Here is a 19107-nt window from a genome sequence, read left to right as displayed (position 1 = left end):
CGTGCCGGCAAGTGCGGCGCGCAGCGGCGATCAGCCCCTGCCCAGCGGCAGGGGCCCTGTGGCTCACCGGGTCGGACAGGCGACCACGGTCTGGGCATCATTGCCGGTGCCCAGCGCGATGCGCGATACCGACAGGTCCAGCGCGTTTGAAGACTCCAGCACCGGCAGGCGCTCGATCTTCGACAGGTCAGCACCGGCCGCGGCGAAACACTTCAACGGCACGCCGATCGTCTGCCATTCGTCCTCGCCGATCGCGCCCAACGTCGCCGCCAGATCCAGCCGACCCTCGCACCCCTGGCCGCAACCGATCGCCAGCCCCACCGGCCCGCTGATCGTGCCGCTGCGGCGCACGGTCAGCAGCAACTGCACATCGCCATTGCTCTCGCGGGTGAGATCCAGCGGTCGCGTCGACAGCAGCGCCATGTCCGCCTTGCCACTCCCCGACCACTGCAGGCGGCGCGCGTCTTCCTGCGCCTTGTGATCGACGGCCGTCACTTTCAGGCTGGCATCGCTGAGCACGGCCGGGAAGGTCAGGGCCGGCAGCTCGGACTGTTTGACCCCGCTCAAGCGCATCGCCAGGCCCGCGGCCGGCTTGCCCTTGTTGAAATACACGCCGGCATCGCCCTGCTCACCGGTGATGCCCGAGGCTTCCGGCAGTGCGGCGAGGTTGCCGTTGTCGGCATAGCGCAGGCCGAAGCCGAACGCGAACTGCGGGTCGTAGTCCTTCTGGCCGACATTGTTCTGGTACTGCACGGCGGTACGCGGCCAGGAGAAGCTGAGCGTGCCCTTGAAGTCGTGCTGCACGCTGCCGTCGGGCTTGCGCAGCAGCACGTCGGCGATGCCGGCCCCTTCCGAGCCCGGCAGCCAGGCGGCAACGAAGGCGTCGGATGCGTTGATTTCGCGGTTCACCCACAGCGGACGGCCACTGAGGAACACCGTGACCACCTTGATGCCCTCGCTCCTGAGCCGCTTGATCAGCTGCAGGTCGCTGTCATCGCCCGGCTTGTAGGCCAGTGTGGCGATATCGCCCTGGAACTCGGCATACGGGTTCTCGCCCACCACCACCACCGCGACATCCGGTTTGGTGCGGTACCTGCCGTCGATCGCCAGCTCGGCGCTGCCACCGGCGGCGGTGACCTGCTGCTTCAGCCCATCCCAGATGCTGTCCGCGTTCGGGTAGTCCGCACGCTTGGTCCCTGTGCCCTGCCAATTGAGTGTCCAGCCACCGGACTGCTTGCCCAGGTCGTCTGCGCCATCCCCGGCGACCAGCACGCGCTGTTTCGGCGCCAGCGGCAGGACGCCGTCCTGGTTCTTCAGCAGCACCAGTGATTCGCGTACCGCCTGGCGCGCGATCGCGCGGTGTTCCGGCGCGCCGAGCAGCTCGAACTTGCCGCCGAGTGGACGCGTGGAGGGCTTGCCGGCCTCGAACAGGCCCAGCCGCAGCTTGACCCGCAGGATGCGACGCACGGCCTCGTCCAGCCGTTCCATGCTGATCACGCCGGCTTTCACCGCCGCGACATTGCTCTCATAGATCCCCTTCCAGCTGTCGGGCGCCATGAGCATGTCCACGCCGGCATTGAACGAGGCCGGGCAGTTGTCATTGGTGCACCCGGCGACCTTGCCATGGCCGTTCCAGTCACCGACCACGAAGCCGCCAAAGTGCATGCGGCCCTTCAGCACGTCCGTCAGCATCGGCTTGTGGCCGTGCATGGCGACGCCGTTGAAGCTGTTGAACGAGGCCATCACCGTCTGCGCGCCGGCCTGGATGGCGGGCGGGTAACCGGCCGCATGCACGTCGCGCATCACCGCTTCGCTGACCTGGGTATCGCCCTGGTCCTTGCCGTTCGTGGTGCCACCATCGCCGGCGTAGTGCTTGACCGAGGCGATCACGTGGTGCCCGTCCAGGAAGCCCGGCTGGCCGGGGACGCCCTGCAGACCTTCGACCACCTTGCCAGAGAAGCTGGCCACCAGCGCCGGCGACTCGGAATAGCCTTCGTAGGTGCGGCCCCAGCGGTCGTCCTGCGGCACCGCCACGGTGGGGGCGAAGGTCCACTCCATGCCGGTGGTGCGTGTTTCCACGGCGGTGACCTGGCCGATCTGGCGCATCAGGTCCGGGTTGCGGGTCGCGCCCAGGCCGATGTTGTGCGGAAACAGCGTGGCGCCGACGATATTGCTCTGCCCGTGCACCGCGTCGATGCCGAAGATGATCGGGATGCCGGGACCGCCGCTGGCCGGATCCAGCGAGGCCTCGTAGTAGGCATCGGCAAGCGCCAGCCATGCCGACGGCGGCGCGTCGTACTTGCCGCCGGGATCGGAGTTGCCGCCGGCCAGCACCGAGCCGATGTGGTACCGGCGTACGTCGTCGGGGGTCATGCTGGCGATATCGCCCTGCACAGTCTGCCCGACCTTCTGCTCGACGCTCATGCCGGCCATCAACGCATCGATGCGCTTCTCCAGCGCCGGGTCTTCGGCCAGCGGCCACGCCAGCTCGGGCCAGTTCTGCGGGTGGATGGCGTCGGCCGCGGTGGCGGCCGTGGGCGATGGCGTGGTCGCGGCAGGCCGGTCACCGCCGCAAGCGGCCAGCAGCAACATCGTGGCCGACGTGGCCAGCGCGAGAGCGTGGCGGATCGACCGCCGGTTGGAGCGAAGCGAAAGCAACGGCATGTACCCTCCCAGGTATCGCACAAGCAGCAGACGGATGGCGCGACTCCCCGCGCCATGACGACGTACCTTTGGTGTTGCGCGCGATGCTGTCAATCCGGCGCGTGGCTATGCCATCGACCGGCGCTGATATGGGATTGTGCTATAGCCAAACCGACGCCCCACCCTGCAATTCCGGCGGCTCACGGCATACCTCTCCGCCCTGTCAGCGTTTTCCGTGTTGCGCTGCAGTATCCCGGTCGGTGCGCACTGCGCAGATCCGGACGCGCAGCAGCAGGCCCCAGAACGCAGAACCGCCGGGCAGGCCGGCGGTTCGTGGTCATGCGGTGGGGCCGATGCTCAGCCCTTGAGCCGGCCCAGCAGTTCCAGCGTCACCGGGTCGGTGATCGCATGCGCTTCCCCCTGCAACGCCGGCAGCAACTGGCTGGCCAGCTGCTTGCCCAGCTCCACGCCGAACTGGTCGAACGCGTTGATGTTCCAGATCAGCGACTGCACGTACACGGCGTGTTCGTACATGGCGATCAGCGCACCGAGCGACTGCGGGGTCAGTGCATCGAGCAGGATCAGCGTGCTCGGGCGGCCGCCGGGATACTCGCGGTGCGGATCTTCGCTTCCCTGGCCATTGGCCAGCGCCTCGGTCTGCGCCAACAGGTTGGCCATCAGCGCCTGGTGGTTCACCACGTAGGGATCATCGTTGCGCACGCAGCCGATGAAATCGGCCGGGATCACGCTCGTGCCCTGGTGCAGCGCCTGGAAGAAGCTGTGCTGCACATCGGTACCCGCCCCACCCCACCACACCGGCACGGTGTCGCTGGCGACCGGGCTGCCATCGAGCTGCACGCGCTTGCCCAGGCTCTCCATCACCAGCTGCTGCAGGTAGGCCGGCAGCAGCGCCAGGCGCTGGTCGTAGGTCATCACCGCATGCGTGGCGTGGCCAAGCAGGTTGCGGTTCCAGATATCGGTCAGCGCATGCAGCACCGGCAGGTTCTGCGGCAGCGGCGCGGTCAGCGCGTGTTCGTCCATCTGCGCAGCGCCGTCGAGCAGCTGCTCGAAGCGGCTGAAGCCGATCGCCAGCGCGATCGGGAAGCCGACCGCCGACCACAGCGAATAGCGCCCGCCCACCCAGTCCCACATCGGCAGGACGCGGCCGGCGGCGATCGAGAAGGCCTTGGCCGCCCGCTCGGGGTTGGCGCTGACCGCATACAGGCGCTCGCTGCCGCCCAGCCAGTCGTGCAAGATCTGCCCGTTGAGCAGGGTTTCCTGGGTGCCGAAGGTCTTGGAGATCAGGATGCCGGCCGTGGTGGCCGGGTCCAGCGTGGCGAGCGTGCGCTGCATCGCGGCGCCATCGACGTTGGAAACGAAATGCACACGGAAACGCGCGCCGGTGGCCGGGCGCAGTGCATCGGCCACCAGCCGCGGGCCGAGGTCCGAGCCGCCGATGCCGACGCTGACGATATCGGTAATGTCGGTCGCTTCCAGTGCGGCGATCAGCTCGCCCATCTGCTGGCGCACCTGGGCGGCGGTGGCAAACGCCTCGCCGGCCACGGGCGCACCGCTGGCATCGCCGCGCAACGCGGTGTGCAGCGCGGCACGGCCCTCGGTCACGTTGACCGTTTCACCGCGGAACAGGCGCTGGAACCCGCCGGCGACATCGCGCTCGGCAGCCAGCTGCAGCAGTGCGTCCAAGGCCGCGCGGTCGTACTTCTGCCGCGCGAAATTGACATACAACGGACCGACCCGCACGCCCAGCGATTGTGCGCGGCCCGGTTCGGCGGCGATCAACGAAGGGATGCTCGCGCCGCGCAGGCGCTGGGCATGGGAATGAAGCGGGTCGAATCCGTTGTGTTGTGTCATGCGGCCTGTGTCGGGATCGTGTCGTTGGTGTGGGAGATCTGGTTCTTGCCGTCCACATATACCAACTTCGGCTTGAAGCTGTCAGCTTCTTCTTCGCTCATGCTGGCGAACGCGGCGATGATGATGATGTCGCCCACCTGCACGTGGCGCGCGGCGCCGCCGTTGAGCGACACCACGCCGCTGCCGGCTTCGGCGCGGATGGCATAGGTGGAGAAACGCGCACCGTTGGTCACGTCCCAGATGTGCACCTGCTCGAACTCACGGATGCCGGTCGCGGCCAGCAGGTTGTCATCGATGGCGATGGACCCTTCGTAGTTCAGCTCGGAGTGAGTGACGGTGGCGCGGTGGATCTTGGTCTTCAGCAGGGACAGGTGCATGGCAACGGGACAACGGTAAAGGAAAGGGAAATTCTAGCACCCGGGGGGCGGGCGGCAGGGGATGGCCCAGCAAGGCCGGTCCCGCGCTGCCATCCGTTCAGGCACCCGGATCAGCCCCGGCCGGCCCGGCCGCCGGAGCCTCCTTCTCGCGCTGCCAGAACTCCACCATGATGGTCATACCGGCCCAGACCAGCAGGGTCGGTCGGATTTTGTCCGGGACGATGTCCGGATCGTGGAAGAGCACCCCCACCAGCTCGGGGAAGGTCGCCGAAACCAGCACCGCGTATGCGGCATACGCCGCCCTGTGCCGGCTGGAGGAAATGTAGAGGATGGAGATGACCGCACCGGCCACCATCGTCAGGACCACGGCGAAACGCAGGTCGTTGAGCTGTTCGGCCCCGGTCAGTGCGAGGCCGAGCACGGCACCGAAGAACATGTTCAGGCCGTTCATGTTGGCGCGGTACTCGCGGTCGGTCATCCGGCCGAGCCCGACCATGGCCGCCCAGCGCCGTTTCTTTCCCGCCATGTGCCCTTCCCCTGTGTGGACGCGCTTGACGCCAGCCCATGCGTTGGCCGGCGGCCCCGATCGCATCGTCGTCGCGCGCGCTGCGCACTGTCAATCCAGCCCGCGCCGCACGGCTGACCGCACCGGGGAAGCCGCCTGCGGAAACGCACAGGGCCACCCGAGGGTGGCCCTGTGTGGGTACCGCGAGAGCGGCCTCAGAACTCCAGGTTGTCGATCAACCGGGTGTTGCCGATCCGGGCGGCGATCAAGGCCACGCGGGTGCCGTCATTGGCATCGGCCGGCTCGGACAGGTCCGGCAGGCGGACCACTGCGTAGTCGACCTGGAAACCGGCCGCCTGCAGGGCAGCCGCCGCCTCGGCTTCGATCAGGCTGCGGCTCTTGCCGGCGATGAAGCCCTCGCGCATGCCCAGCAGCACCTGGTGGATGGTGGTGGAGACCGGGCGCTGCTCGGCGTTGAGGTACTGGTTGCGCGAGCTCATCGCCAGGCCGTCGTCTTCGCGCACGATGTCGCCGCCGACGATCTGGATCGGGAAGGCCAGGTCTTCCACCATCTGGCGGATCACCGCCAGCTGCTGGTAGTCCTTCTTGCCGAAGGCGGCGACGTCCGGCTGGACCTGGTTGAACAGGCGCGAGACCACGGTGCAGACGCCATCGAAATGGCCCGGGCGGTGCGCCCCTTCGAGCAGGCCGCTGATGCCCGGCACGTTGACGCTGGCCGCCAGCTCGACGCCGAACGGGTACATCGATTCAACGGTGGGCAACCACAGCACATCGCAGCCGGCCTGCTCCAGGCCGGTGGTATCGGCTTCGGGCGTACGCGGGTAGCGGGTGAAGTCCTCGTTCGGGCCGAACTGGGTCGGGTTGACGAAGACGCTGGAGACCACGCGGTCGGCGTACTGCCGCGCCAGCGTGACCAGCGAATAATGCCCTGCATGCAGGTTGCCCATGGTCGGGACCAGCGCGACGCGCAGGCCCTCGCGCTTCCAGCCGTTGACGACGGCGCGCAGACGGGACAGTTCGGTGACGGTTTCGATCATGAGGCGTAGGCGTGTTCTGCGTCGGGGAAGGAGCCGTCGCGCACGGCGTCGGCGTAGGCACGGACCGCACCGGCAACCGACCCGCCTTCGGCAAGGAAATCCTTGACGAACTTGGGACGGCGATGGCCGCTGTCCAGACCGAGGAAATCATGCAATACCAGTACCTGGCCATCGCACTGCGGGCCGGCGCCGATGCCGATGGTGGGCACGCTGACCTCGGCGGTGACCAGGCCGGCGACCGGCGTGGGCACGCATTCCAGGACGATCAGGCTGGCACCGGCGGCGACCACGGCCTTGGCATCATCGCGCAGCTGCTGGGCGGCGTCGCCACGGCCCTGCACGCGATAACCGCCCAGGCGCAGCACCGACTGCGGGGTCAGGCCCAGGTGCGAGCACACCGGAATCTCCCGCTCGACCAGGTAACGGATGATGTCCAGCTTGAAGCCGGCACCTTCGATCTTGACCATTTCCGCACCGGCCTGCAGCAGGCGCAGCGAGGCGTCCAGCGCGCGCTCGGGGGTGGCATCGGCGCCGAACGGCAGATCGGCCACCAGCAGCGCGCGCTCCAGCACGCGGGCCACGGCGCGGGTGTGGTAGACCATGTCGTCGGTGGTCACCGGCAAGGTCGAGTCGTGCCCCTGCACCACCATGCCCAGGGAGTCGCCGATCAGGATCAGGTCCACGCCATTGGCGTCGAAGCTGCGCGCGAAGCCGGCATCGTATGCGGTCAACATCACCAGCTTCTGCCCCGTGCGCTTGGCCTCCGCCAATGCGGGGACGGTCCAGGGCTTGCTGTCTGCGTGGGTACTCATGAGCTGATAACCGGTGGCGATAAGCCCCGCATTATCCTCCTATTGAAGCGATCCCGCAGGCCTCGACCCGCACCACAGCATCCCGCACGCGGCCGTGACCGGGAATGACGGCCTCCGGCGCGATCTCTGCCAGCGGCAGCAGGGCGAACGCGCGCGCGTGCAGATACGGGTGCGGCACCTGCAGCTGCGGCAGATCGATGACGTCTTCGCCATACAGCAGCACGTCCAGGTCCAACGCGCGAGGGCCCCAGTGCACCGCCGGGTCACGGACACGCCCGAAGCGGCGCTCGATCTCCAGCAAGGCCTCCAGCAGCGCCGGCGCAGGCAGGGTGGTGTCCAGCACGGCGGCGGCGTTGACGAACGCCGGCTGGTCTTCGTTACCCCAGGCCGGCGTGCTGTACAGCTGCGAGCGCGCCTGCAGCGTCGTCTGCGGCAGCGCCGCCAGCGCCTGGAACGCCTCGCGCAGGGTCTGCGCAGCGTCGCCGAGGTTGGCGCCCAGTCCGATACAGGCCAGGGTCACGGCTTACTCGCCTGCCGCTCCACCGGGACGACGACGACGGCGGCGGCGCTTGCGCGGCGCACCGTCTTCGCCCTCGCCATCGGCCTGGGCGGCATCCAGCGCCGAATCCAGCTCCGTGCCGGACTGCAGCTGCGCTTCGCGCCAGAACGCAACATCGGCTTCGTGCTCGCTGGAGGCGACCTGGCGCAGGACCAGGAAGTCGTAGGCGGCACGGAAGCGCGGATGGGTCAGCGTGCGGATCACCCGCTTGCGCTGGCGCGAACTGAAGCGCCCCTGCAGCAGCCAGATCTCCTGCATCGGCAGCGAGAAGCGGCGCGGCAGCGCAATCGTGGTCAGCTGGTGAAGGGTCACGCGATCAGCGGCGCGGCGCTGGGCTTCTTCCAGCGCGATACCCTGCTTCTGCAGGCTGGCCAGGGCGCGGCAGAAGGCCGGCCACAGCAGCAGCGCGAACAGGAACGACGGCGACACCGGCTCGTCATTGGCCACGCGCAGGTCGGTGTTGTGCAGGCCTTCGATGACCATCCGGCGCAACGCGCCACTGCGGTTGCTGCGCAGCGCTGCGGCGCTTTCCGGGAACATGACGTCGAGCAGGCCATAGCGCTCCAGGCCTTCGAAGCTGGCCACGCCGTGCCCGGACAGGAACAGCTTGAGCACTTCTTCGAACAGGCGCGCCGGGGCGGCCTCGGCCAGAAGGTTGGCCAGGCGCGGCAGCGGCTCGGCGGTCGCCTCTTCGATCTGGAAGCCCAGTTTGGCCGCCAAACGGACCGCGCGCAGCATGCGCACCGGGTCTTCGCGGTAGCGCTGCTCGGGGTCGCCGATCAGCTTCATCAGGCGGGCCTGCACGTCTTCAAAGCCGCCGGTGTAGTCGCGCACCGAGAAATCCTCGATCGCGTAGTACAGGGCGTTGCAGGTGAAGTCGCGGCGGATCGCGTCGTCTTCGATGCTGCCGTACACGTTGTCGCGCACGAGCATGCCGTTTTCCATTTCACGGTCGCCGCTGCCATCGTCGATGTTGGCGCGGAAGGTGGCGACCTCGATGATCTCGCGGCCGAACACCACGTGCGCCAGGCGGAAGCGGCGGCCGATCAGCCGGCAGTTGCGGAACAACTGCTTGACCTGCTCGGGCGTCGCGTCGGTGGCAACGTCGAAATCCTTGGGGTGGCCGTTCACCAGCAGATCGCGGACGGCGCCGCCGACCAGGTAACCGGCAAACCCGGAATCACGCAGCCGGTACAGAACGCGCAGGGCGTTGGGGCTGATGTCCTTGCGGGAGATGTTGTGCTGATCGCGCGGGATCACGCGCAGGCTGAACGGTGATGTAGCAGAGGAATTGATGTTGGCGCTTCCGGTTGAGTTTTCGGGATTGCCCAATGGCATCTAGGTCCATATACTAGCGCGCTGCGCAGTTCGCGACAAAGCCTGCTCCCTTCGTCTAGAGGTTAGGACGTGGCCCTCTCAAGGCTAAAACAGGGGTTCGAGTCCCCTAGGGAGCACCAGTCGCGGTGCAGATAGCCAAAAACCCCGCCACGGCGGGGTTTTTTGCGTTCAGGGTCCCGGCTGGCGGCGTGCACCGTGGCAGACATCGGCCGGGGAGCACCCTCCCCGGCCAGGCTTCCTGACGCTTCCGGCCACCTCCGAAGGGGTTCAGCCTTCCATCTGCTCCAGTTCCTTGCCCTTGGTCTCCTTCACAAAGCGCAGCACGAAGAACACCGAGATCACCGCCGCGACCGTATAGATGCCGTAGGCCCCGGCCAGGCCGATGCTGCCCAGCAGGATCGGGAAGGACACGGTGATCGCGAAATTGGAGGTCCACTGCGCGGCACCGGCCACCGCCAGCCCCGAACCACGGATCTGGTTGGGGAACATCTCGCCCAGCATCACCCACATGACCGGGCCCCAGGACATGTTGAAGAAGATCACGTAGACATTGGCCGCCACCAGCGCCAGCACGCCCATGTTGTCGGTCAGCTGCAGCTTGCCGGCGGTATCCAGCGAGCCGCTGGCAAAGGCGATGGTGACCAGCGCCAGGGAGATCGCCATGCCGACCGAGCCCACCCACAGCAAAGGCTTGCGGCCGATGCGATCGATCAGGACCACGGTGATCAGGCAGGCGCCGATGCTGAGCGCGCCGGACAGCACATTGATCAGCAGCGCGTCATTCTCCGAGAAGCCCACCGCCTGCCACAGCACCGCGCCGTAGTAGAAGACGACATTGATGCCGACCAGCTGCTGGAACACGGCCAGGCCGATACCGATCCAGACGATCGGGCGCAGCTTGCCGGTGCTCCTGCTGATCAGGTCAGAGAAGGTTGGCCGGTGCTGGTCCTGGGACAGCGAGCCTTCGATCTCGGTGATCTTGGCCTGCGCCTCGGCCGGTCCGTACAGGCGGGTCAGCACCGCCAGGGCCTGGTCACGGCGCCCTTTGACCACCAGAAAGCGCGGGCTCTCCGGGATCACCAGCAGCAGGCCCAGGAACAGCAGCGAGGGAATGGCCTGCATCCAGAACATCCAGCGCCATGCCGCCTGGCCCAGCCAGAGTTCCTGGGTGGAGGCCCCGGCCGCCTTGGCCAGCAGGTAGTTGCTCAGGAAGGCACAGAACAGGCCGCTGATGATCGCGATCTGCTGCACCGTGGCCAGCCGCCCGCGGTAACGGGCCGATGCCACCTCGGCGATGTAGGCCGGCGACATCACGCTGGCCGCGCCGACCGCGAAGCCGCCGATCACCCGGGCGATGATGAACACCGTGGAGCTGTGCGCCGCGCCCGCGCCAAGCGCGGAGAACAGGAACATCACCGCGGCGATGATCAGTACCCCCCGGCGGCCGAGCCGGTCGCCGAGGCGCCCGGCGAAAAACGCACCGATGGCGCAACCGAGCAGCATCGAGGCGACCTCGAAACCGATCCCGGCCGAACTGGACTGGAAGGTGTCCTTGAGGCCATCGACGGTGCCATTGATCACGCCGCTGTCGAACCCGAACAGGAAGCCACCGATGGTGGCCACGCAGCTGATCAGGACGATGAAGCCGGTGTTCTCGCCGCTGCCGGCGCGGGTACTGCTGAGCGAAGCACTGGACATGGTGATACCTGGGTCGGAAGGGGACGGCGGGTCAGCGCAGCAGGTACTGGTTGATCAGGTTCTCATACCTTTCCTGGCGGCCGCTGCGCTGCTGCGGTTCCCCTTGGGCCAGCGCCAGGCTGCGCAGCGCATCCAGGCTGCTGCGACCGGCAGCGAACTCGGCACCGGCGCCGCTGCTGAAACTGGCGTAGCGATCCTGGCGCCAGCCTTCCAGCGGCGAGGTCTCGATCAGGGCATGCGCCACCTCCAGGCCGCGTGCGAACGCATCCATGCCGCCGATGTGGGCCTCGAACAGATCTTCCGGCGCGGACGACTCGCGGCGCACCTTGGCATCGAAGTTGAACCCGCCCGGGGCCAGGCCACCCTGGCGCAGCACGACCAGCATCGCCCCGACGGTGTCGTACAGGTCGGTCGGGAACTGATCGGTGTCCCAGCCGTTCTGCGGGTTGCCGCGGTTGGCGTCGATGCTGCCGAGCAGGCCGGCATCGGAGGCGACCTGCAGGTCATGGGCAAAGGTATGCCCCGACAACGTGGCATGGTTGGCCTCGATGTTGAGTTTGAAATCCTTGTCCAGGCCGTGCTCGCGCAGGAAGCCGACCACGGTGGCGCTGTCGAAATCGTACTGGTGGTTCATCGGCTCCATCGGCTTGGGCTCGATCAGGAAATTGCCGGTGAAGCCGATGCTGCGCCCGTGGTCGCGGGCCAGCGTGAGGAAGCGCGCCATGTTGTCCTTCTCGCGCTTCATGTCGGTGTTGTACAGGCAGGCATAACCCTCGCGACCGCCCCAGAACACGTAGTTTTCGCCGCCCAGGGCCACGGTGGCCTCCAGCGCGGCCTTGACCTGCACCGCGGCGCGGGCAACCACGGCGAAGTCCGGATTGGTCGAGGCACCATTCATGTAGCGCGGGTGCGAGAACAGGTTGGCGGTGCCCCACAGCAGCTTGACCCCGGTCGCCTTCTGGCGCTCGCCGGCAATGCCGACCATGTGCTGCAGGTTGGCCTCGTACTCGGTGATATCGTCGGCGTCCGGCGCCAGATCGATGTCATGGAAGCAGTAGTACGGCACGCCCAGCTTGGTGATGAATTCGAACGCGGCATCGGCCTTGGCTTCCGCGCGCGCCAGCGGGGTATTGCCTGCGTCCCACGGATACACCCGGGTGCCCGGGCCGAACGGGTCATGCCCGCTCGCGCAGAAGCTGTGCCAGTACGCCACCGCGAAGCGCAGGTGCTCGGCCATGGTCTTGCCGCCCACGCGCTTGTCCGCGTCGTACACCTTGTAGGCCAGCGGATTGTCCGAGTCGCGTCCCTCGAACGGGATGCGGCCGATGCCGGGGAAGTATTCCTTTGCGCCGATGTAAACGGAGGTGCTCATTGCTCGGATCCTTGCGGTGGTGACGGGTCGGTGCGCAGCAGCGGACCAACCTCGGAAAGATGGTGGAGGAAACGCCGGTAGTGTTCTGCGTAACGCGGCACAGTGTGCGGATCCGGGGTGGCCGACAGCGCCGCATCGAAACGCACATGCGCATCGACGGTTGCGGCCAGGCTGTCGCTTCCGCCCTGCCCGTGCTGCGAGGCCCACAGCGCCTGCAGCGCCGCGCCGAAGGCCGCGCCTTCAGCCTGGGTGGGCACCTTCACCGACAGATCGAACACATCGGCGATCAATTGCCGCCATGCCGCACTGTTGCTGCCGCCGCCGGTGAGCAGCACGGTGTCGAAGGACAGGCCCGCGCTGGTGAAGGCGTCATAGCCGTTGCGCAGGCTGTAGGTGGCGCCTTCCATCGCGGCGCGATAGAAGTGCGCCGGCGTGGTGTTGTGCAGGTCCATGCCGTGCAGGCAGGCGCGCGCGTTGGGCAGGTCGGGGGTGCGCTCGCCGTTGAAGTACGGCAGCATCACCAGCCCGCCGGCGCCGGGTTCGGTCTGCGCCATCAGCGCCTCGCCACCGCCGCGCGGGAGGTCGAACAGCGTCGCCATGCGCTCGGTGGCGACGGTGCAGTTCATGGTGCAGATCAGCGGCAACCAACCGCCACTGGAGGAGCAGAACGCAGCCCAGCGTCCGGCGTCGTCGACCACCGGGTGGTCGGCATACGCGAACAGCGTGCCGGACGTGCCCAGGCTCATGGTCAGCCGCCCTGCTGCAACATTGCCGGTGCCCAGCGCCGCCATCATGTTGTCGCCGCCGCCGGTGGAGACCTGCACGTCGGCCGGCAGACCCAGCAGTGCGGCGATCCGCGGCGCCAGGGGGAAGGTCGTTTCCAGAGGAACCAGCGGCGACAGCAGCGCGGCCAGGTCGCGCTGCGGGTCGATCGCCTGCAGCAGTTCGGGTGACCAGCGCCGCTGGCGCACGTCCAGCCAGCCGGTGCCGGATGCATCACCGTACTCGGCGTAACGCTGCCCGGTCAGCCAGAAGTTGATGTAGTCGTGCGGCAGCAGGATGCCGTCCAGTTCCGCATAGGCCTGCGCACGATGGCGGCGCGTCCAGGGCAGCTTGGAGGCGGTGTAACCGGCGAGGATGGGATTGCCGGCCAGCGCGATGCAGGCGGCGGTGCCGCCCACGGCCGCCATGATCGGCTCGCAGTCCGCCGCGGTACTGGTATCGCACCACAGCTTCACCGGGGCGATCACCTCGCCACGTGCGTTGATCGGGACGAAGCCGTGCTGCTGGCCGGAAACGCCGATCGCCCGGATGCGGCCACGCTGCGCGGCCGTGAGCTCGGCGAAGCAGGCGATGATGCCATCGATCCACCACTGCGCCTGCTGCTCGCGGGTGCCATCGTCGTGGCTGACCAGCTGCATCGGCCGGGCGACCGTGGCCACCACCTCGCCCAGCGCCGGGTCATAGGCCAGCAGCTTGACGCTCTGGGTGCCGACATCCAGCCCTGCATACAGACTCATTGCTTCACCAGTTGGTTGCCGCGCAGGCCGATGCGCTGCTGGCCGCCGGCGCGCAGCGCCACGGTCAGCGTGCTGTCGCCATGCACGAGTTGATAGGTGCCCCCGCGCTCACTGCGCAGCAGGGCCGATTGCAGCCGGCCATCGCGCCAGTGCAGGTCCACGCCGGCCGCGTTGCGCACGCGCAGGCCACGCACCTGGCCGTCGGGCCAGGCCTGCGGCAAGGCAGGCAGCAGGAAGATCGACCCGCCCCAGCTCTGCAGCAGCATTTCGGTGATGCCCGCCGTGCCGCCGAAATTGCCGTCGATCTGGAACGGCGGATGCGCGTCGAACAGGTTCGGGTAGGTGCGCTCGGGCGAGAGCAGCATCTTCAGGATCTGCAGCGCGTGCTCGCCGTCGCCCAGCCGCGCCCACAGGTTGAGCCGCCAGCCGATGCCCCAGCCCGTCGCCTCGTCGCCGCGGATCTGCAGCGAACGCTTGGCCGCAGCCGCCAGTGCGGGGGTGTCGCGGATGTTGATCTGGCTGGAAGGGTGCAGCGCATACAGATGCGAGACATGCCGGTGGTGCATTTCCGGCGCCTCCATGTCCCAGTCCTGCTGCCACTCCTGCAGCTGCCCGGCCTTGCCGATCCGATCGGCAGGCAACTGCGCGCGCAGCGTCTTCAACTGCGCAGCGAAGGCCGTATCGACACCGAGGGCTGTACTGATCTGGATGCACTGCGCGAACAGATCGCGCAGCAACTGCGCGTCCATCGCCGGGCCGGCGCATATCGCCGCCCCGAACGGATGCTGGTTCTCAGGCGAGATCGAGGGATTGGTGACCATCGCGCCGGTGTTCGGGTCGCGCTGCAGGGTGGCCACGAAAAACTCGGCGGCACCCTTGAACAGCGGATGGATCCGGCGCAGATAGGCTGGATCGCGGCCGTAATCCCAGCGGTCCCACAGCTGCTGCAGCAGCCAGACACCGCCCATCGGCCACAGGCTCCACTGCGCGCCGTCGATCGGGCCCGCCTGGCGCCACAGGTCGGTATTGTTGTGCACCACCCAGCCCGGGGCATCGTAGATGCGACGCGCCGTGACCGCGCCGGTGCGGGCCAGGTCGAACAGCATCTCCTCCAGCGGCTGCACGCATTCGTGCAGCGCATTGGCCTCGCTGGGCCAGTAGTTCATTTCGGTATTGATGTTGATCGTGTACTTGCTCTCCCACGGTGGTGCCATGAGGTCGTTCCACACGCCCTGCAGGTTGGCCGGCTGCGAGCCGGGCCGCGAACTGCAGATCAACAGGTAGCGCCCATACTGGTGATACAGGGCGGCCAGCGCCGGATCGTTGCCGCTGGCGAAGGCCTGCACGCGCTGATCGGTCGGCAGCTGCGCGGCCGGCGTGCTGCCCAGATCGATCGACACGCGCCGGAACAGCGCCTGGTGCGCGGCCAGATGGCGCGCCAGCAGCGCCGGATAATCATGGGCATCAGCCTGCGACTGGTGCGCCGCGGTGAGCGCCTGCGGATCCCCACTGACGTCGTCGAAACGGCGGAAGCTGGTGGCGGCCGTCAGCACCAGCACCAGTTCGTCGGCACCTTCCACCTGCAGGCGATCGCGTGCGACCCGCAGCGTGCCACCGCGCAGTCGCGGCTGCACCCGCAGCGCAAAGCGCAGCCTGCCTTCAACACCGGCGAAGCCCGCATTGTGCCCGTGGAACAGCAGACCGCCCTCGTCGGCGGCTACCTCGCCCGCCTGCGGGCTGTCCACGCCCAGCCGCAGCGAGACCCGGCCCGGCAGGTCGGCGCTGAGCCGCACCACGATGCACTGGTCCGGTTCGGACACGAACACCTCGCGCCGGTGCCAGGCGCCGCCGCTGCGGAATTCGGTGGTCGCCACGGCCGTGTCCAGATCCAGCGACCGGCGATACCCGTCGATATGGTCGGCACGGTCGAAATCCAGCAGCAGATCGGCCAGCGGCTGATACGGCATCTGCTTGGCAGGCCGCGACAGCAGCTTTGCGTCGGCCAATGCTTCGGCCTCGGCGTAACGCCCGGCGAAGACCAGCGCGCGCACCTCCGGCAGGGCTGCCAGGGCCTCCGGACTGGTCGCATCGTAGGGCCCCCCGGCATACAGGGTGTCCTCGTTGAGGCCGATCCGTTCGTGCGCGACTCCGCCCCAGACCATCGCGCCCAATCGACCGTTCCCGGTCGGCAGCGCCTGCACCCACTCGGTGGCGGGCGCGCGGTACCAGAGCTGCAGGGCGTCGCCTGTCGCCCCAGCGGCGTCGCCCCGCGCTGCAGCCCCTGGCACCGCACCGGCCTGCGCCGACCACCCGGTCGCGGACAGGGTCAGCCCGGCCCCGAGCGCTTTGAACAGACCGCGACGGCTCAGTTCCACAGCATCACCCTGCTCTGCATTGGCTTGCCCGCGCTGCCTGCTGCCACTTCAACGCCCTCCAAGGCGAAATGTCCACCGGTAGTCATCCGCATCGTAGGCGATCAGCGCGCGGCTGCCATCTTGCGCTGCGGCACGACCACCGCCTTGCCGTCGTAGCGCACGGTCTGGTCGATGGCCGGGGCCAGCGCACCGGCATCGGCACGTAGTCCATCCACGAAGCGGACCTGGATCGTGCGCTGCGCCTGCATGCCCTTCCACTGGCCTTCGCGCTTGCCGATGCGCAGTTCGCGCGTGGCCTGGTTCCACTGCAGCGGGATACGACTGAACTGCCCCTTCTCATAGCCATAGCTGCGGCCGTCGTCCTCGTACAGCGAGAAGGCACCGTCCGCACCGGTGTAGACCACCACCGTCAGCGGCGCATCCGGCTGCTCATCCACGTACTGCTGCACCGGGCCGGTTGGAATGATCGCGCCCGCGCGCACGTACAGCGGGATGCGTTCCAGTGGCGCGGCGGCATCGATGGTCTGGCCACCCTGCAGGCGCTGGCCGGTGTAGTAATCCAGCCAGGTGGTGCCGGCCGGCAGGTACACCTTGCGCGAGGTCGCGCCGAACGTGGTGACCGGGGCGACCAGAAGCGATGGCCCGAACAGGTACTGGTCGTTGATGTCCCGGACCGCCGGATCCGACGGGAAGTCCATCGGCAGGCCGCGCATGATGCTGCCGTCGCGGTGCCACGTGTCCGCGGCCAGGGTGTAGATGTAGGGCAGCAGCGTGTAACGCAGGCGGCTGTAGTACACCATGCTGTCGTAGTACGGCGTGCCTTCCGGCGCGATGTTCCAGATTTCACGGAACGGGTACTGCCCATGCGAGCGGAACAGCGGCACGAACGCACCGAACTGGAACCAGCGGGTATTCAGTTCGCGCCACTCGGGCAGGTGCGCCGGATCCTCTTCGGAATACCGCTTCTCGGTGGAGAAGCCGCCGATGTCGAAGGTCCAGTTGGGCAGGCCGGACATGGCGGTATTCACGCCGGCCGAGACCTGTTCGAGCATGTCATCCCAGCGCGACACGATATCCCCGCTCCACACCGCCACGGCGTTGCGCTGGGTGCCGGCATAGCCCTTGCGCGAGAGGATGAAGACACGCTGGCCATCGGCGGCGCGATCCCCTTCATACACGCCCTGGGTGTGGGGCAGCGGATACGAGTTGAAGAACTCGGTGGACGGGCCAAGCGCGGTCGGCGTGGTACGTGCCTTGCGCTCACCGATATCCAGATTGGAGTGCACGTCCGGTTCGTCGGCGTCCATCCACCAGGCATCGAAGCCCTTGCTGTTCAGCTTCTCGTTGATCTGGCGCCAGTAGATCTGCTGCGCCTTGGCCGCATACGGATCATAGAACGAGTTCTTGTAGCCCTTGCCGATCCAGTCCAGCTCGCCCACCTCGACGTTGCGCTGGTACATGAAGCCGGCCGCGTCCAGTTCCTTGTAGTTGGCCGTGGTCGGGTAGAACTTCGGCCACACCGAAATCATGACCTGCGCGTGCTGGTCATGGATGTGCTTGACCATGCCACCCGGATCGGGGAAGTGGGTGGCGTCGAAGTCGTGCGAGCCCCAGGCATCCTCCGGCCAGTACGACCAGTCCAGTACGATGTTGTCGATCGGCAGCTTGCGGCGGCGGTACTCGTCCAGCACGCCGAGGAGTTCATCCTGGCTCTTGTAACGCTCGCGGCTCTGCCAGAAGCCGTACGCCCACTTGGGCAGCATCACGGCCTTGCCGGTGAGTTCGCGATAGCCGGCGATCACCTGATCGGCGTTGCCGCCGGCGACCACGTAGTAGTCGACCATCTGCCCGGCTTCGGACCACAGCGAGAGATCGGCCGCTTCGGCCTGCGGCAGCGGATCACGGTGCAGCAGCGCGATGTAGCTGGGGTCGATCAGGTCCCACTCGACCTTGATCTGGTGGCGGGTGCCGGGCGTGAGTTCGAGCGCGAACTCGTGATGCCACGGGTTCCAGTTCTGGCGCCAGCGATCGATCACCAGCTTGCCGTCCACATACAGCTTGATGTATTCGCTGCCGTACAGGGAGAAGGTATGGCGACCGGCGGTCTTCGCCTCGATCGCGCCGTCCCAGACCACCTGCGAGCGCCCACCCGCAGCCGCGTTCCTGCCCTTGGCCGGGAACGCGGTGAGGTCCTTGATGTACTGGTAGTTCACCTCCGGCTCGCGACGCTCGACGCGGGTCTTGCCATCGACGATGTAGCGGGCGGTCAAGGCGCCGGCCTTGCCCTTGGCATCGAACACCTGAAGGGAAGACTGCAGCGGCTGCAGCCCACGCGGGTCACCCAGCCGGGTGATCGCATTGTTGTCCCAGAGCAGACCGTAATTGCGGCTGGAGACGATGAACGGCACCGCCATGTCGATGTTGCCCTGGAGCAGCTCGACGTCGCGCCCCTTCTGGTTCATCCAGCCCTGCTGGTGCTGGCCGAACCCGTAGATCGCCTCATCGCTGGGCGACTCGAAGCGCTGGCGCACGCTGTAGTACGCCTTGCCTTCCACGCTGAGCGGGCTGAAGCTGCGGCCACCGGCGCGCTCGGCCAGCAGCGGCTTGCCTTCGGCATCGCGGAAGCTGACATGGCCATCGGCTTCGGAGATCTCCGCGCTGATGCCGGCGGCAACCAGGCGCACGTTGCCGCCGCCCTGCTCCACCGTGAAGCGCGGCTTCCCCTGCACGGGGACACGCATCAGGCTGGGGGTGCGCTTGAAGTCGCCGTCCGGATCGGCGCTGACCCGCACGATGTTGTCGTCCACCAGTTCCAGCCGGACCTGGGCCGCGCCGGCCTGGGCCGGCACCACCACCACACCGTTGTCCAGCACGCGATGGCTCTGGGCCATCGCCGGTGACGCCAGCAATGCCAGCAGCGGCACGCTCAGTACGCTCATGTAACGCATTCAGTGCTCCCTTCTCATTCGTTGCGCGGG

13 protein-coding genes and 1 tRNA gene are annotated in these 19107 nt (G+C 67.6%); 1 reads left to right on the top strand and 13 read right to left on the bottom strand.

What is annotated here, in order from left to right; translation table 11 throughout:
* Window positions 1-63 precede the first annotated feature (63 nt).
* The 8 genes from C0R07_RS05015 to pcnB all read right to left on the bottom strand — a co-directional run bounded on the left by C0R07_RS05015 (window position 64) and on the right by pcnB (window position 9158).
* The gene (locus tag C0R07_RS05015) at window positions 64-2664 is read right to left on the bottom strand and encodes a glycoside hydrolase family 3 protein (RefSeq protein WP_102788316.1); all 2601 of its coding nucleotides are present in this window, start codon (window positions 2662-2664) and stop codon (window positions 64-66) included.
* 336 nt (window positions 2665-3000) lie between these two features.
* Window positions 3001-4515, bottom strand: a complete 1515-nt coding sequence (pgi, locus tag C0R07_RS05010; RefSeq protein ID WP_102788315.1) for a glucose-6-phosphate isomerase — start codon at window positions 4513-4515, stop codon at window positions 3001-3003.
* The gene (gene panD, locus C0R07_RS05005) at window positions 4512-4892 is read right to left on the bottom strand and encodes an aspartate 1-decarboxylase (RefSeq protein WP_019183273.1); all 381 of its coding nucleotides are present in this window, start codon (window positions 4890-4892) and stop codon (window positions 4512-4514) included. The genes pgi and panD overlap by 4 nt, the downstream gene beginning before the upstream one ends.
* Window positions 4893-4989: 97 nt before the next feature.
* Window positions 4990-5418, bottom strand: coding sequence for a hypothetical protein (locus C0R07_RS05000; protein ID WP_254427781.1), 429 nt, complete (start codon window positions 5416-5418; stop codon window positions 4990-4992).
* 194 nt (window positions 5419-5612) lie between these two features.
* Window positions 5613-6455 carry a pantoate--beta-alanine ligase gene (gene panC, locus C0R07_RS04995; RefSeq protein ID WP_019183274.1) on the bottom strand — a complete coding sequence of 281 codons (843 nt, stop codon included), beginning with the start codon at window positions 6453-6455 and terminating at the stop codon, window positions 5613-5615.
* Window positions 6452-7267, bottom strand: a complete 816-nt coding sequence (gene panB, locus C0R07_RS04990; RefSeq protein ID WP_019183275.1) for a 3-methyl-2-oxobutanoate hydroxymethyltransferase — start codon at window positions 7265-7267, stop codon at window positions 6452-6454. The genes panC and panB overlap by 4 nt, the downstream gene beginning before the upstream one ends.
* Window positions 7268-7298: 31 nt before the next feature.
* Window positions 7299-7787, bottom strand: coding sequence for a 2-amino-4-hydroxy-6-hydroxymethyldihydropteridine diphosphokinase (gene folK / locus C0R07_RS04985; RefSeq protein WP_070470601.1), 489 nt, complete (start codon window positions 7785-7787; stop codon window positions 7299-7301).
* Window positions 7788-7790: 3 nt separating this feature from the next.
* Entirely contained in the window at window positions 7791-9158 is a 1368-nt protein-coding gene (gene pcnB / locus C0R07_RS04980) for a polynucleotide adenylyltransferase PcnB (RefSeq protein WP_070470603.1), read from the bottom strand.
* 50 nt (window positions 9159-9208) lie between these two features.
* Here pcnB and C0R07_RS04975 point away from each other — a divergent pair.
* Window positions 9209-9283, top strand: a tRNA-Glu gene (locus C0R07_RS04975).
* Window positions 9284-9431: 148 nt separating this feature from the next.
* On the opposite strand, the gene C0R07_RS04970 is transcribed toward C0R07_RS04975, so the two are convergent.
* The 5 genes from C0R07_RS04970 to C0R07_RS04950 all read right to left on the bottom strand — a co-directional run bounded on the left by C0R07_RS04970 (window position 9432) and on the right by C0R07_RS04950 (window position 19077).
* Entirely contained in the window at window positions 9432-10862 is a 1431-nt protein-coding gene (locus tag C0R07_RS04970; RefSeq protein WP_019183278.1) for a sugar porter family MFS transporter, read from the bottom strand.
* 31 nt (window positions 10863-10893) lie between these two features.
* Entirely contained in the window at window positions 10894-12234 is a 1341-nt protein-coding gene (gene xylA / locus C0R07_RS04965) for a xylose isomerase (RefSeq protein ID WP_102788313.1), read from the bottom strand.
* A complete protein-coding gene (gene xylB, locus C0R07_RS04960; protein ID WP_102788312.1) occupies window positions 12231-13754 on the bottom strand; it encodes a xylulokinase in 1524 nt (507 codons plus the stop codon). Before xylB ends, xylA begins: the two co-directional genes overlap by 4 nt.
* The gene (locus tag C0R07_RS04955; RefSeq protein ID WP_102788311.1) at window positions 13751-16129 is read right to left on the bottom strand and encodes a glycoside hydrolase family 95 protein; all 2379 of its coding nucleotides are present in this window, start codon (window positions 16127-16129) and stop codon (window positions 13751-13753) included. Before C0R07_RS04955 ends, xylB begins: the two co-directional genes overlap by 4 nt.
* A 101-nt stretch (window positions 16130-16230) precedes the next feature.
* The gene (locus C0R07_RS04950) at window positions 16231-19077 is read right to left on the bottom strand and encodes a TIM-barrel domain-containing protein (RefSeq protein ID WP_102788310.1); all 2847 of its coding nucleotides are present in this window, start codon (window positions 19075-19077) and stop codon (window positions 16231-16233) included.
* Between the last annotated feature and the right edge of the window lie 30 nt (window positions 19078-19107).

It is taken from the genome of Stenotrophomonas bentonitica, from assembly GCF_002887735.1.
Classification (GTDB): domain Bacteria; phylum Pseudomonadota; class Gammaproteobacteria; order Xanthomonadales; family Xanthomonadaceae; genus Stenotrophomonas; species Stenotrophomonas bentonitica_A.
The sequence above is the reverse complement of the archived record's forward strand: the minus strand, read 5'-3'. Positions and strand labels throughout refer to the sequence as shown.

Bases quoted from the DNA above. Each gene is read 5' to 3' on its own strand.
- panB (WP_019183275.1), bottom strand. From the start codon at position 7,267: ATGAGTACCCACGCAGACAGCAAGCCCTGGACCGTCCCCGCATTGGCG.
- xylB (WP_102788312.1), bottom strand. From the start codon at position 13,754: ATGAGTCTGTATGCAGGGCTGGATGTCGGCACCCAGAGCGTCAAGCTG.
- panD (WP_019183273.1), bottom strand. From the start codon at position 4,892: ATGCACCTGTCCCTGCTGAAGACCAAGATCCACCGCGCCACCGTCACT.
- C0R07_RS04950 (WP_102788310.1), bottom strand. From the start codon at position 19,077: ATGCGTTACATGAGCGTACTGAGCGTGCCGCTGCTGGCATTGCTGGCG.
- xylA (WP_102788313.1), bottom strand. From the start codon at position 12,234: ATGAGCACCTCCGTTTACATCGGCGCAAAGGAATACTTCCCCGGCATC.
- pgi (WP_102788315.1), bottom strand. From the start codon at position 4,515: ATGACACAACACAACGGATTCGACCCGCTTCATTCCCATGCCCAGCGC.
- panC (WP_019183274.1), bottom strand. From the start codon at position 6,455: ATGATCGAAACCGTCACCGAACTGTCCCGTCTGCGCGCCGTCGTCAAC.
- C0R07_RS05015 (WP_102788316.1), bottom strand. From the start codon at position 2,664: ATGCCGTTGCTTTCGCTTCGCTCCAACCGGCGGTCGATCCGCCACGCT.
- C0R07_RS05000 (WP_254427781.1), bottom strand. From the start codon at position 5,418: ATGGCGGGAAAGAAACGGCGCTGGGCGGCCATGGTCGGGCTCGGCCGG.
- C0R07_RS04970 (WP_019183278.1), bottom strand. From the start codon at position 10,862: ATGTCCAGTGCTTCGCTCAGCAGTACCCGCGCCGGCAGCGGCGAGAAC.